At 38.4% G+C, this 14,028-nt stretch carries 13 protein-coding genes; all 13 read right to left on the bottom strand.

Annotated elements, in window-relative coordinates; genetic code table 11:
- A partial coding sequence (locus tag ACFWDE_RS06490) for a GNAT family N-acetyltransferase (protein WP_377890881.1) occupies nucleotides 1–361 on the bottom strand: 361 nt, incomplete at its 3' end.
- 56 nt (nucleotides 362–417) lie between these two features.
- On the bottom strand, nucleotides 418–1,323 hold the full coding sequence (locus ACFWDE_RS06485) for a DMT family transporter (protein WP_377890879.1): 906 nt from the start codon (nucleotides 1,321–1,323) through the stop codon (nucleotides 418–420).
- A complete protein-coding gene (locus ACFWDE_RS06480) occupies nucleotides 1,313–1,726 on the bottom strand; it encodes a MerR family transcriptional regulator (RefSeq protein WP_377890877.1) in 414 nt (137 codons plus the stop codon). The genes ACFWDE_RS06485 and ACFWDE_RS06480 overlap by 11 nt, the downstream gene beginning before the upstream one ends.
- Before the next feature lie 120 nt (nucleotides 1,727–1,846).
- Nucleotides 1,847–3,157, bottom strand: coding sequence for a UDP-N-acetylmuramate--L-alanine ligase (gene murC / locus ACFWDE_RS06475; protein ID WP_377890875.1), 1,311 nt, complete (start codon nucleotides 3,155–3,157; stop codon nucleotides 1,847–1,849).
- 251 nt (nucleotides 3,158–3,408) lie between these two features.
- A complete protein-coding gene (locus tag ACFWDE_RS06470) occupies nucleotides 3,409–4,527 on the bottom strand; it encodes a nicotinate phosphoribosyltransferase (RefSeq protein WP_377890873.1) in 1,119 nt (372 codons plus the stop codon).
- 61 nt (nucleotides 4,528–4,588) lie between these two features.
- On the bottom strand, nucleotides 4,589–8,449 hold the full coding sequence (locus ACFWDE_RS06465) for a DNA translocase FtsK (RefSeq protein WP_377890871.1): 3,861 nt from the start codon (nucleotides 8,447–8,449) through the stop codon (nucleotides 4,589–4,591).
- A gap of 157 nt (nucleotides 8,450–8,606) precedes the next feature.
- Entirely contained in the window at nucleotides 8,607–9,563 is a 957-nt protein-coding gene (locus ACFWDE_RS06460) for an N-acetylmuramoyl-L-alanine amidase (protein WP_377890869.1), read from the bottom strand.
- 40 nt (nucleotides 9,564–9,603) lie between these two features.
- Nucleotides 9,604–9,948 (bottom strand): thiamine transporter, encoded by a 345-nt coding sequence (locus ACFWDE_RS06455; protein ID WP_377890867.1) that lies wholly within the window; start codon nucleotides 9,946–9,948, stop codon nucleotides 9,604–9,606.
- Nucleotides 9,949–10,092: 144 nt separating this feature from the next.
- Nucleotides 10,093–10,707, bottom strand: coding sequence for a YtpR family tRNA-binding protein (ytpR, locus tag ACFWDE_RS06450; protein WP_002112328.1), 615 nt, complete (start codon nucleotides 10,705–10,707; stop codon nucleotides 10,093–10,095).
- Nucleotides 10,704–11,516 carry a DUF1444 domain-containing protein gene (locus ACFWDE_RS06445; protein ID WP_215572115.1) on the bottom strand — a complete coding sequence of 271 codons (813 nt, stop codon included), beginning with the start codon at nucleotides 11,514–11,516 and terminating at the stop codon, nucleotides 10,704–10,706. The genes ytpR and ACFWDE_RS06445 overlap by 4 nt, the downstream gene beginning before the upstream one ends.
- 79 nt (nucleotides 11,517–11,595) lie before the next feature.
- Nucleotides 11,596–11,910, bottom strand: coding sequence for a thioredoxin family protein (locus ACFWDE_RS06440; protein ID WP_002015619.1), 315 nt, complete (start codon nucleotides 11,908–11,910; stop codon nucleotides 11,596–11,598).
- 83 nt (nucleotides 11,911–11,993) lie between these two features.
- Nucleotides 11,994–12,503 carry a DUF84 family protein gene (locus tag ACFWDE_RS06435; RefSeq protein ID WP_002145339.1) on the bottom strand — a complete coding sequence of 170 codons (510 nt, stop codon included), beginning with the start codon at nucleotides 12,501–12,503 and terminating at the stop codon, nucleotides 11,994–11,996.
- Nucleotides 12,504–12,832: 329 nt separating this feature from the next.
- Nucleotides 12,833–13,906, bottom strand: coding sequence for a M42 family metallopeptidase (locus ACFWDE_RS06430; protein ID WP_377890863.1), 1,074 nt, complete (start codon nucleotides 13,904–13,906; stop codon nucleotides 12,833–12,835).
- Nucleotides 13,907–14,028 lie beyond the last annotated feature (122 nt).

Below are 14,028 nucleotides of genomic sequence, written 5' to 3'. Positions count from 1 at the left end.
ATGCATAATGAAGCACAGTCTTCACACTTCGCGTCATAATACCTTTTCCACCAGCATCTTCTGCAAGATAATATCCAAGACTCGTCGCTTTTTTTACCCAGCTCACCGGGTGAATGCCCACCATCCCAACGAGCTTTCCTTTATAACGTATACCACTTTCAAAACCGTCTCCCTCTGCAAATTTCTTTAACCACATCGGAAAAATATCATCATACGCATCAGCAGATTTCGTCCCATCCACCCAAGGGAGCCATCTTCTTAAATGATTACGATTTTGATCCAATAATTGATATAATTCCTCTTTATGATGTTTTTCTAATAGTTGTAGTTCGATTTCATCATCTACTCGGAGTGTGAACATGTTTTTTAGCCCCTTTTTATTTTTCTTATTATTCTAACATCTACAGGTGGAAAATGTTAAATATTCACACTTTCTTTCGATCTTATCTTAATAAAGCCAGAAGAATATAGTACTCCCGTAATAACTAATATTATCCCTATACATTGTGCGGCTGTTACATTTATTCCTTCTACAAAAGAAATAATTATAGTAACAACGGGCACTAAATTAAAAAATAAAGATGTTCTCGCTGCACCAATTTGAGCGATTCCATTATTCCACCATAAGTAACCAAGCACACTCATTCCAATTGCCATAAAGATGATAGATATCCAAGCTAATAGAGGGATTTCTAACACTGGTACTACACTCTTTTGCGTGAAAGATATCATAATAAAAGCAAGTGCCCCAATAATCATCGTATATGTCGTCGTTTGTATTGGACTACCCGTCTTAATAAATCTTCTACTTAATACGCCGTATAGTGCCCAGCAAATATTCCCTAATAAAATATATAAATCGCCTTTTGAAAACGATAAATTTTGTAGTATTGCAAGCGAACCTTGTGTAAGGACAAAGACAACACCAAGTAGTGCAAGTAACATTCCAATCGCTTGGCGCTTCACTATTTTCTCTCGTAAAATTACACTTGCTAATAACGTCGTAACAAGTGGATTTGTCGCCATAATAAGCGCTCCATTAATTGCTTCTGTATGTTTCATTCCTAAAAAGAAAAAGAAGTTAAAGCCGAATACACCAACTATACCAAGCAAAAGATAATAAGCACTATTCTGTTTCCATACTTCTAACTCAAAATCTTTTCGTATTTTTAAAAGACATAACATCACAAGTGCAACAATTCCAAAACGCCATGCCGCTATATGAATCGCCCCGAAATATTGTACAGCATATTTCGAAGCGTTAAATGTCCCACCAGTGAAAATCGCAAACCCTAATAACTGAGCATACACTTTATTTTTCATTGTCACCCTCCACATCTTTCCCTTCCAGAAAGCCGTAATAAATTTCTAATTTCCCCTCTGTTAACTCGACGACTTTTTGCAATTGCTCCTGCTGTTCCTTTAAACGACCTAAGTGTGTGGTTAAAATTGAAATCCTCTTTTTCACTTTCGCAGGTACTTCCTCTTTTCTCTGTCTAATCTCCTCTATAATGCATCCGTCACTTGCAAACTCGGCCATCTCCTCTAATGACATGCCGGTTTGCTTTAATGAATATAAAAACTTTAATAAACGTACATCTCCTTCTGTATACTGCCGAATACCACTATTTCGCTTTGGTGGTGGTAATAAGCCTAATTTCTCATAATAGCGCAAAGTGTGAATACCCATCCCCGTTAACTCTGCTACTTCACCGATTTTATACATATTCTCTCCCCCTTGTTTTCACATGTTTATCTTACAACCTAGAGTTAACTCCAGGTCAATACATAAATAAAAATCGAACACAACAAAAAGACGCATAGCCATAGCTATGCGTCTTTCTTCTTACTTCTCTGCAACTTGAACTTCTTTTACGTAAGCTGCTTCGAATTTTTGAATGTCACCTGCGCCCATGAAAATAAGAACGCCGTTTTTATGTTTCTTTAATACCTCTGTTGTTGTATCTGTAATTAGCTCTGCGCCATCGATACGTTTTTGCAGATCCTCAATTGTTAATTCACCTTTGTTTTCGCGCGCCGATCCGAAAATATCACATAAGTATACTTGGTCAGCTTTGCTTAGGCTTTCTGCAAACTCATCTAAGAATTTTTCTGTACGTGAGAATGTATGTGGCTGGAATACAGCGACAACTTCACGCTCTGGATGTTTTTGACGAGCTGCTTCAATCGTTGCATTAATTTCTGTCGGATGGTGTGCATAGTCATCAATGATAACTTGCTCTCCCATCGGTTTTTCATTAAAGCGACGTTTAACACCTTCAAATGTTGTTAGTTGATGTTTAACCGCTTCTACATCAACGTCTTCGTAATGGCAAAGCGCGATAACTGCTAATGCATTTAATATGCTGTGATCGCCGTATCCTGTAATTTTGAACGTGTCATAATACGTATTACGAACGAATACATCGAATATAGTACCATCAGTTCTCTTTTGAATGTTACGTGCTTGGAAATCATTATCTTCTCCAAATCCATAGAAAATAACAGGTACTTTCGCTTGAATTTTTTGAAGTTCTTCATCATCACCACATGCAATAATACCTTTTTTCACTTGCAATGCCATCTCTTGGAATGCATTAAATACATCATTGATGTCTGAAAAATAATCTGGATGATCGAAATCAATATTTGTCATAATTGCATAGTCTGGATAGTAAGACAAGAAATGACGACGATACTCACAAGCTTCAAATACAAAATACTTACTATTTTCTACCCCATGCCCAGTTCCATCTCCAATAAGGTAAGATGTTGGGTGTGCGCCTTGCATTACATGGGCTAACAAACCTGTAGTTGATGTTTTTCCATGTGCACCAGTTACTGCAACACTTGTGTACTGATTCATAAGATCACCTAAGAAGTGATGATAACGATGTACTGGGATATTTAATTCTTTTGCTGCTACGATTTCTTCATGCGTATCAGGAAATGCGTTTCCCGCGATAATCACTTGTCCTTCTTTAATATTATTTTTATCAAAAGGAAGGATGGAAATACCACGCTTTTCCAATGCTGTTTGTGTAAAGAAACGCTTTTCATAATCAGACCCTTGAACAGTATGCTTCATGTCATGAAGAATTTGTGCTAATGAACTCATTCCTGTTCCTTTAATTCCTACAAAATGGTAAACTGTCATCTTAAAGAACCTCCAACATTTCGAACTAATACAACGGCCTATCTATAAGACAGTATATGAATCTTTTCTTATTTTGGTAATCATCATACATTTCTGATGCAGTGAATTTCTTTTTATATTCACTTATCAGTGATAAACTCGTACGTACTTTTTTTATGTCCATAACACATTTATTATAGCAAAAAACAAGCCGCTATACTATGATAACAGAAAAACTGATAGGGTCAATCACCTATCAGTTTTTCTCGCTTTTACATATCTTCTTTTGTTTCTAATTGAACACGCTCTAGACGTGGATTTGGACGGTATTTACGACCAGCTTTCGCTTCTGGTTTTCCATCTAATTCTACATTATCACCAGTAAAACCAATATTCATTTTTAATAAGCTACTTCCTACTCCGTATATATCGACAGGAACATTTTGAGCTTCAAATTCACGAATACGTTTCTCATCAAACCCACCAGTTACAACGATATCTACATGTTGGAAACCTTCCTCATCAAGAGCCTTACGAAGAGCAAATACAAGTGATGGATTTACACCACGCGGATCGAATGTTCCAAGTACTTCTGGATGACGAATGAAATATTGATCAATCATTGTACGAGACGTATCCACACGTACACCTTTTAATGTTGATCCAAATTCACGCGCTACGCGAAGTGCATCTGTAATGACATCATTGTTGTAATCAATTAGTACGACTAATTCATCTTCTGGAAATTTTTTATGATATGCTTTTGCTGCTTCAACAACATCACCATTAAACATTTGAATTAAAGCGTGAGGCATCGTCCCCATACCACTTCTGCCCCACCATTCATTCATTGCATGCGTCGCTTGCGCGCTCATACCTCCGATGTATGCCGCATAACCGTCACCAGCTTGTTGAGTATAATGATCGTCACGATCTCCCATGAAAATAACCGGTTTTTCTTTATCTACACTACGTGCAGCTTGGACAACGTTATATACGTTTGTCGCAACTGATGTACGACGAGCTAAAATCCCATCAATTACACCTTCTAAAAAGCCGAAGTATTCATAAGGACCATGAATTGTTAAAACTGTTTCAAACGGACTAATATTATCGCCATCCTTTAAAGAATGAATTTCTAATTTCTCAGGATTTTTGGCGAATGTTTGTAGCAATGCGATTACCTCATCTGCTCCGCAAAGAACTGAATGTTCTTTTTGGAAAAACTGCATTGTTACAACACTTTCCGGGCGAAATTCTTCAATGATTTCTCTAGTTTTTAAAAAGTAAACGGCAGAGAACCAGCCTTCTCCAACACGTTCATCAAATTTAAATGTTTTATTTGTTAGTCGATTTATTTCACCTTTTAATTTTAATTCAATTTCTTTCATGTCGCTTTACTCCCTACTTTACTATCCAACATTTTCTCTTAGTATACAGCAAAACCGTTTACTATACATTCGTTTCCTGCATAGCGGCAAATTCATCCTCGGAAATAAGGACATCTCTCGGTTTCGTTCCTCTTGCTTCAGAAATAATCCCTTGCGATTCCATCTCTTCAATTAGACGTGCCGCGCGATTATAACCAATGCGGAATTTTCTCTGTACAGAAGATGTGGACGCTCCCCCTTGCTCTACAACAAATTGACATGCATCAAAAAATAGTTCATCTTCAGACTCACTCTGCTCTGATTTTGCTAATAAATCCTCTTGCTTAAATAAGTAGTTTGGCTTCATTTGCTTTTTCACATGATCAACTGTTCTTTCAATCTCATCATCTGATACGTATACACCTTGTACACGAACTGGTTTAGATGTGCCGTTTCCTAAAAATAGCATATCACCACGGCCAAGTAATTTCTCCGCGCCCCCGATATCGATAATCGTACGCGAATCAACTTGAGATGATACCGTAAATGAAATACGCGTTGGAATGTTTGATTTAATTAAACCTGTAATAACGTCTACAGATGGACGCTGCGTCGCAACTAATAAGTGAATACCACAAGCTCGAGCTTTTTGTGCAATACGACAAATCGCTTCCTCAACATCACCAGGAGCAACCATCATTAAGTCCGCTAACTCATCAATGACGATTACAATATAAGGTAATGTCTCACCTGGGATTTCTCTCCCACTTACAATCGTATTGTAACGAGTTAAATCACGAGCACCAGCATGAGCAAACAATTCATAACGACGTTCCATCTCTTCAACCGCCCACTTTAACGCAGCTGTAGCTGCTTTTACGTCAGTAATAACAGGTGCTACAAGATGCGGAACAGAATTGTATGGTGCCAGCTCAACCATCTTCGGATCAATTAGTATCAACTTCACTTCATGCGGCTTCGCTTTATATAAAATGCTCGTTAAAATCGCGTTAATGCACACACTTTTCCCTGAACCAGTTGCACCCGCAATAAGTCCATGTGGCATTTTTCGAATATCTGTTACAATTGGATCACCTGAAATATCAAGCCCCAGCGCAACTGTAAGCGGTGATTCACTCTTTGTAAATACAGGACTTCTTAAAATTTCACGAAGGAATACTGGCTTACTTTCCTTGTTCGGAACTTCAATTCCAATTGCACTCTTCCCTGGAATTGGTGCTTCAATTCGAATATCTTTCGCAGCTAAACTTAACTTAATATCATCACTTAAATTTGTAATTTTATTTACTTTCACACCTGGGTCTGGTTGTACTTCAAAACGAGTTACCGCCGGCCCTTGTGACACATTAATAACATGTGCTCCAACATGGAAATTATTAAATGTCGTATTTAATAATTCTTCCTGTTCTTCTAGCCACTCCGTATTATCTAATGCTGCCTGCTGTGGAATCGACAACAACGTTAATGACGGAAGCTCATACTTCGGCGGCGTTTGTAGTACGTTGCGCATATCGTTCTCTTTTTGATTTACAACATATGCTTTCTCTTGTACTTCCGTACTTGAAATTGGCTCTTGTACTTGTTCAGCCACCACTACTTGTTGCATCGGTTTTTCTTCTACTTGTGGTGCCACTACCATTTGCTGCATCGGTTTTTCTTCTACTTGAGCTTCTACTACCACTTGCTGCATTGGCTTTTCTTCCGCTTCGGCTTCTACTACCACTTGCTGCATTGGCTTTTCTTCCACTTGAGCTTCTACTACTACTTGCTGCATTGGCTTTTCTTCCGCTTGGGCTTCTACTACCACTTGCTGCATCGGTTTTTCTTCTACTTGGGTTTCTACCACTACTTGCTGCATCGGTTTTTCCGTTACTCGTTCACCGACAGTAGATTGCGTTACGTTCGCTCGTACCGCATGTCTTTCCATTAACTTCTTTCTGTCTTGTTTTAACATGACAACGTTAAATGGAACATTACGCTTTTTCTCACGTTTCGGCTCTTCTTTTTGTGCAGCAGGCTGTTCTTCAACAACTTGTTTCTTTTCTTCAGCTTCTTCAATTAAAACATTCGCAAAGCTTTGAACATCTTTCTTCGTTTGCTCATCTGCTTCTGAAACTGGTACGAATACTTCACTTTCTTCCATGAACTCAATTGTTTCTTGCTGAGAAATCACTGGTTGCTCTTCAACTGCTATATTTTCTAACGACTCTGTATTCATCGCTTCTTCAATTACTTCTTCTTGCGGTGTTTCCTCTAATGCGAATTCCGTAACTGATTCTGCTTCCTTAGATTCCTCTAACTCCGCATCTTCTTCTGCTTCCTCAGGTTCTTCTAACTCCGCATCTTCTTCTGCTTCCTCAGGTTCTTCTAACTCCGCATCTTCTTCTGCTTCCTCAGGTTCTTCTAACTCCGCACCTTCTTCTGCTTCCTCAGGTTCTTCTAACTCCGCACCTTCTTCTGCTTCCTCAGGTTCTTCTAACTCCGCAACCTCTTCTGCTTCCTCAGATTCTTCTAACTCCGCAACCTCTTCCGCTTCTTTAGATTCCTCTAATTCCACAACTTCTTCTGCTTCCTCAGGTTCTTCTAACTCCGCATCTTCTTCTGCTTCCTCAGGTTCTTCTAACTCCGCATCTTCTTCTGCTTCTTTAGATTCCTCTAATTCCACAACTTCTTCTGCTTCCTCAGATTCTTCTAACTCCGCATCTTCTTCTGCTTCTTTAGATTCCTCTAATTCCACAACTTCTTCTGCTTCCTCAGATTCTTCTAACTCCGCAACCTCTTCTGCTTCCTCAGATTCTTCTAACTCCGCATCTTCTTCTGCTTCCTCAGATTCTTCTAACTCCACAACTTCTTCTTCAAAAGCATCTGGTATTTCTATAGTAATTGTTTCTTCAAGCTTTTCATCTGCTTTTACAATCACTACATCTTCTAAGGTTTCTTCTTCGACTTGATTTGCTGCAACTTCAGCAACAATTTCTTCTATTTCTGTATTACATTCATTTTCTTCTGCTAATATCGAATACACACGCTCTACTTTAGAATCTATTGACTCTTCTTGTAAAGTTTCTTCGTTATCTTCTGTAGATGATAACGCCACTACATCTTGCTCCTGCTTCAAGGCTTGTACAATTGTAGCCTCTTCTTCCACATGCTGTCCTACTGTTTTATGAAGCAAATCATCACTTAGGCTTTCTTCTAATGAAGGGGCTTGACGTTCAACTTCGTAACCGTTTTTCTCTAACCATGCATCCACAACCGATTTTTCTTCTACTTTATTACTTCGTTCGTTCACTCCGTTCTTAACTGATGAACTCCCTTGTAGAACTTCCGAAAAGTCAGATAATGTATATCCTTTTTTCTCTAACCATGCGTCAACAACAGCTTTTCCTTCAACAGATATTTCAAGATCTTCTCTTTCCTTTTCTTCCTCCTGCACAACCTTCGTTTCTACTGAAGGACGGTTATATCCATAAATTGGAGAAATCATTTCTGTTGGACGAAATGGTCTACGGTTACTTTCTTGCGACGGTACGAATGCTTTTTTTACGACAGGCTCTGGTTCCGGTTCATATTGCAATTCCGGTTCCTCATATGTAGGTGCTTCTGTTTCCACATACGGTCGTCTGCTTCTTTCCACTTTTGTTCCTCTTTGAGTAGGCTGTTCTTCATATGTTCCTCTTTGAATAGGTTGTTCTTCAAAGTTAGGCAGTTCTCTTACATCCTCCTCATCGAAGCCATTATCTGGTATTAGTGGAAAACGACATTTCCCTGCATTCCGACTTGCCATTTGTGCTTCTCTTGCTTCAGTGTAGTGGTTTACACGAGGAATTTTCGGCTGACTTACAATTTGCTTTGGTACTTCTTTATTCATCGCTGTTTTTTCTTCCTCTTTGTTAAACAGCTTTTTCATCCAATCTAACATGCTTACCACTCTTTCTACTAAATAGTAACAACCTTTATTGTATCAGCATTCGGAAAAAAGTGCAGGTAAAATTAAGCATATTAACTTTATCCATAATATTCTAATTTACGAGTGTTTTGTATATAGAAAAAAGCAGCCTTCCATATAAGACTGCAATTTAAGCTTTATTTTTCCGATATTCATCTACACTATCCGTCACGCTTTGTAATAAAGAATTTACATACTGTGGGTCTGATAATTTTTTGTCTTCTTCTGGGTTTGACATAAATCCGAGTTCTAATAGTACTCCAGGTACTTTCGACCAATTAAATCCAGAAAGGTCATCTCGAAATTTAATTCCATTTACTTTCACCTGATGATTTCCCCTCATTTTATTTACAATTGTTTGAGAGACTTGAAGACTTTCAGCATAGATTTCTTTCGTATATTGATTTCCTTCTGCTGGCGTCAATACAGCGAACCCACTTTGGTTTGGATTTTCAGAACCGTCCGCGTGAAGACGTAAAAATAAATTCGCCTTATGATCATTCGCGAATGTCGCTCGTTCCTTATTACTTATATCAACCTCATGTGACGTTCTCGTCATCAATACTTGTATACCTTTTGCTTCCAGTTTTTCTTTCAATATAAAAGCCATCTCTAATACAAGAACTGATTCCCTCTTTTTCGTTACAACTCCCGCTGTTCCGTCTGTTACTTTATATTTTTGCGTAGTTGCTCCTGGACCAATTGGCTCTAAATTTAAATTCGCTTTTTGTTGATGCCCTGGATCAATAACGACGAGAAACTTTTCTTGTTTCTCCTTACTCTCTACTTTTTGTTCATTATTTTGTACGGGCTGTTCAGTCACCTGCGCCGGCGGGATTTCCTCTGTCTTTTCTTTGGCCGACACTTCCTCCTGCTTAAGTTCAACTTGCTCATTCGTTTGAATTGCTTGCGGTTCTTCTTTCTTTTCTTGTTCTACTTGCTGCTTTTCTACCGGTGCGTCTTCTTTGTTAGCTTTGTTTTTTTCTTGTGTAGAAGATGGTGTTTCTTTTTTCGGTTGTTCTTGTGAGCAACCTCCCATGTATATTCCAATGAATGCAATCATGCTCATTATTTTTATATACTTCATATTTCTCTCCCATCACTTTGCACCGGACTCAAAGTTCTTCTTATAATTGTTTTATAACCTCATCCATATTTCCAATATAAACTGGCTGCCACGTTTCTGTACCGCGCTCTGCCGTATAAACCGGATACGCGTCATCATCAACGTTCACGAAAACTGGATCGCCCATATCTGTTTCATATCCAATCACAATCCATCCTTCTTGCCATCTTCCATTTTCTTTACTTATTAATGAATTTTTATGTTTATCATATCGGTAACTGATTTGTCCATTTTCTAATTCACTTTCGCTAAAAACATATATTTCATAGGAGCCTAATTCGATATCTTGTTGTTTTGAAGTTTCAATTCGTTTCAGAAGTTCTGCGATTTTTAGTTGTTGTTTCATACGTCTACCCCCTTCTATTTTTCTAAATTTTACCTAATCTATTTTTAAAATACAATATAGATTTTGAGAGGAAACGTTACAATGCTAGGAGTTCCGCACAAAAAAAATAGCCTCACGTATGCGAGACTACTTTTCTAATATCAATTAAAATTTAAACTCTTGTCCAACTTCAAAGCTATCCTCTAATACAAGAATACCTTTTTCTTCTGGAGCATCTGGAAGCTCTAATTCACGTGCAGAGCAAATCATTCCAGAAGAAGGAACACCGCGAAGTTCAGCTGGTTTAATTAACATACCGCTTGGCATTACCGCACCGATTTTTGCAACGACAACTTTTTGTCCTGCATCAACGTTTGGTGCACCACAAACGATTTGTAATGTTTCTGTACCGATTTCTACTGTACAGATGTTTAATTTATCAGCATTTGGATGCTTTTCTTTTTCAGCTACATAGCCTACAACAAATTTCGGCGTGAAGTCAGCTTCTACTTTTTCTTCAAAGCCGTTCTTTGCTAAAATGTCGTTAATTTTTTCAACAAACTCTTTCGTTAATGTAACGTTTCCGTTGTCTGTTACTTCTACATAAGAAGACGCATTAAAGATGTTGAATCCTCCTGTTACGTTGCTTTCACGATCATAAACGCGAGCAACATCTCCTTTGCGGTCAAATGTACGGTTTTCTAAAGTAATATCTTGTAAGGTAACAATTAAAGTGTCACCAATTCCTTCAAGGTTGTAAAAAACGTTCACTTCGTTCATCCTTTCTCTTTTCCATCTGTCTTCTTCCGATTCTTCGCTAAAATAAAGATTGGTTCAAAGTCCCCATCTTCATATACGAATGAAAGTGATGTAATCGGAACATGCCCTTCGGCAAAAAATTTCATTGTCATTTGTGCAATAATATCATAACCGATTTCGTTGACGATATCAGCAATAATTAATACATCTTGGTGAGGAACTGCAACAACCATATCACCAGAGATCTTTTCACGCATCGAGTGTAGTAACGATTCGTTTAAAATACGACTCGCATCGTATCCATCATTTGTGTTTAAAAAGTAGAATGTATTACCTGCTACTGTGTCCTGATTAAATTCATAGCCTAATGAGCGAGCATTAAATAATGCCATTTCACGTACTTGTTCCTCTGTAAGCTCTAATTTTTGCAATAAGCGCTCATCAATTAATCGATACGTTTTATTAGAATCTAGCGCATAGTAAATACGTGTTTCCGCCGTATGGTCCGTCATAATAAACGGATTTCCTTCTTCTGATTGTTTCGGGAAAGAAGTAGAGCGAATAACAGGTAAAATTTTCGCCGTGCTATTTTCTTCTTTATGCATTGCAATTAGCGCTTCTTGTACGTAATAAGCGACCTCTTCAATCGCTTTTTCTTTGTTCACTTCCCATTTTGCAACTACTCCTGGAAGTGATACGTTAATACCTTTTTTCGAGTCTGTTTGTTCAATACGAAGAACTTCTTTCTCGCTATCATAATGAAAGTCCCATTCTGGTCGAGATAATTTCTTCATTAACTCGTCTTTCATCTTTTTACTTGTCATTTTCATCTCTTTTTCCTCCCTTCCAAAAAAATAACCTCCCCCGCGAAGGTAGAGGTTGTTTTTACAATTCAATTGGCTAATTGTCTTATTTTAAACCTTCAATAAACTCTTCGATTTGCTCTTGTGTTTTACGATCTTTATTTACATAGCGTCCAGTTTCTTCACCTTTATTGTACGCTACAAAGCTTGGAATGCCAAATACGTCTACTTTCACGCATAGATCAATAAACTCATCACGATCTACATAGTAAAATGAGAAATCACTATACTTCTCTTCTACTTCTGGCATAAATGGATCAACGAAACGGCAATCTGGGCACCATTCTGCTGAGAACATGAAGACTACATTCTCTTCATTTTTTAATTCTTGGAATTGTTCCATGCTTTCTAATGATTTCATCTATATTTCCTCCTCTAACGAGTGCACTTTTTCACACTATAATCTTTTCTTTATACTACCATACATCGCGCATGGTGCAAGGTTTATGCTTGCTTTTCATCATACTTATATTGCCCAACAAGTAACTTAACAACGTGTACAAATAATTCCGTTCGATCGACATAATCATCTGTAAAAATACCGATAGCACCTTCGTGACTACGAATATCTTTTCGCTCTACAAACTCTTCCATCACTTCACTTAGCTCTTTTCCTTCTTCAAGCGGTGCTAAAAAATCGTCTGGTAACTTAATACGTGCCCCACCCGCAACAAATGTTTTACCGTCAATCGTCGCTAAAGCGCCCCAGTTACACATAAATAACCCATGCTCCGTTTTCATAACGCCACCTTCTAGCCCAATGCCGATATGAGCTGCACCTTCCTGCAATGCTCTCTTCGCTCTATTTACTGCTCCTTGCATCGTCTCTTCATCTGAAAAAGGCTGGTTTGCTACTCCTGATGGAACAGAAAGAGATGTAATTTCAGCATCTTTCCAAACCTTCTCCACAGCCCCAACTTTCGTTTTATTCTTCGATCCAACTACTACCTTCATTTCATTCACCTCTATATAAATTCACACTCATATTCCTTCTACATTCAAACTTTTCACTTTCACAACTTCGGGACTCGAACGTTAAAATAGATCATACTCTCACTATCTATTCGGAGTAAGCACCAATTAAGCACTAACCGCCACCACACATCGCTGGGTCATCTATTCAACCTAAAAAAAGAAAAGGTTTTCCAAAAACAGCCTTCCTCTCTCTTCCTACCCGCGGTCTTAATACATCGCTCGAGCACCAACTAGGCACTGACCGCTCCCATTCATCGCTGGGTCATCTATTTAACCTAAAAAAAGAAGGGGTTTTTCCCCCTTCCTTTCTACGCGTTATTCTTAATTGTCTCTAACGTCGTTTTGTCCGTCGCTCTCACAAGCTTCGTAATTAATTCCTTCGCTGCCGCATAATCATCAACATGTAAAATAGAAGCATGTGTATGAATGTAGCGTGCACAAACACCAATTACTGCTGATGGGATACCAGAGTTACTTGTATGTACACGGCCCGCATCTGTACCACCTTGTGAAATAAAGTATTGGTACGGAATGTTATGTGTTTCTGCTGTATCTAAAATGAATTCGCGCATTCCTCTATGTGTTACCATTGTGCGGTCATAAATGCGAAGAAGAGCGCCTTTTCCTAATTGACCGAACTGCGTCTTATCACCAGATGCATCGTTTGCTGGACTTGCATCAAGCGCATAGAAAATATCTGGTTGAATCATATTTGCAGCAGTTTGTGCTCCGCGAAGACCTACTTCTTCTTGTACAGTCGCACCAGAGTATAATGTGTTTGGTAATGTTTCATCTTTTAATTCTTTTAGCAATTCGATAGCAAGACCACACCCATAGCGGTTGTCCCAAGCTTTCGCCATAATTTTCTTCTCATTTGCCATCGGCGTGAATGGACAGATTGGCACGATTTGTTGCCCTGGCTTTATGCCAATTTCAATCGCATCTTCATAACTATCTGCACCTATATCAATTAACATATTTTTTATATCCATCGGTTTTGCACGTTGCGCATCACTTAATAAATGAGGCGGAATAGAACCAACAACCCCAATAACAGGACCATTCTTCGTCATAACTTGTACACGCTGAGCTAATAGTACTTGGCTCCACCAGCCACCTAACGTTTGAAAACGAAGCATCCCATTTTTCGTAATTTGCGTAACCATGAAACCTACTTCATCCATATGACCTGCTACAAGAACGCGCGGGCCAGTTTCGTCCCCTTTTTTCAGACCAAATACGCTACCTAAACCGTCTTGCACAATTCCATCAGCATATTTGCTTAATTCTTGCTTCATAAAACGGCGCACATCATGTTCAAAACCTGATGCACCTTGTAATTCTGTTAACGTACGAAATAATTGTAATGTCTCTTTATTCACGAAGTCCCCTTCTTTCAAACCTTAGTAGAATACCTCTTTTATTGTAACGAAATTTTCGAAATGTTTCTAGTTTCTTCTTTTTTAGTTGCATTTGCATTATAATTATTATTGGTACACTATTT

The organism is Bacillus sp. NPDC060175, from assembly GCF_042728695.1.
In the GTDB taxonomy this organism is placed as follows: Bacteria; Bacillota; Bacilli; order Bacillales; family Bacillaceae_G; genus Bacillus_A.
Note: the sequence above shows the minus strand (reverse complement) of the source record. Positions and strands in the feature narration are given on the sequence as shown.

Coding starts and splice junctions, on each gene's coding strand:
- ACFWDE_RS06485 (WP_377890879.1), bottom strand. CDS start 1,323: ATGAAAAATAAAGTGTATGCTCAGTTATTAGGGTTTGCGATTTTCACT.
- ACFWDE_RS06480 (WP_377890877.1), bottom strand. CDS start 1,726: ATGTATAAAATCGGTGAAGTAGCAGAGTTAACGGGGATGGGTATTCAC.
- murC (WP_377890875.1), bottom strand. CDS start 3,157: ATGACAGTTTACCATTTTGTAGGAATTAAAGGAACAGGAATGAGTTCA.
- ACFWDE_RS06470 (WP_377890873.1), bottom strand. CDS start 4,527: ATGAAAGAAATTGAATTAAAATTAAAAGGTGAAATAAATCGACTAACA.
- ACFWDE_RS06465 (WP_377890871.1), bottom strand. CDS start 8,449: ATGTTAGATTGGATGAAAAAGCTGTTTAACAAAGAGGAAGAAAAAACA.
- ACFWDE_RS06460 (WP_377890869.1), bottom strand. CDS start 9,563: ATGAAGTATATAAAAATAATGAGCATGATTGCATTCATTGGAATATAC.
- ACFWDE_RS06455 (WP_377890867.1), bottom strand. CDS start 9,948: ATGAAACAACAACTAAAAATCGCAGAACTTCTGAAACGAATTGAAACT.
- ytpR (WP_002112328.1), bottom strand. CDS start 10,707: ATGAACGAAGTGAACGTTTTTTACAACCTTGAAGGAATTGGTGACACT.
- ACFWDE_RS06445 (WP_215572115.1), bottom strand. CDS start 11,516: ATGAAAATGACAAGTAAAAAGATGAAAGACGAGTTAATGAAGAAATTA.
- ACFWDE_RS06440 (WP_002015619.1), bottom strand. CDS start 11,910: ATGAAATCATTAGAAAGCATGGAACAATTCCAAGAATTAAAAAATGAA.
- ACFWDE_RS06435 (WP_002145339.1), bottom strand. CDS start 12,503: ATGAAGGTAGTAGTTGGATCGAAGAATAAAACGAAAGTTGGGGCTGTG.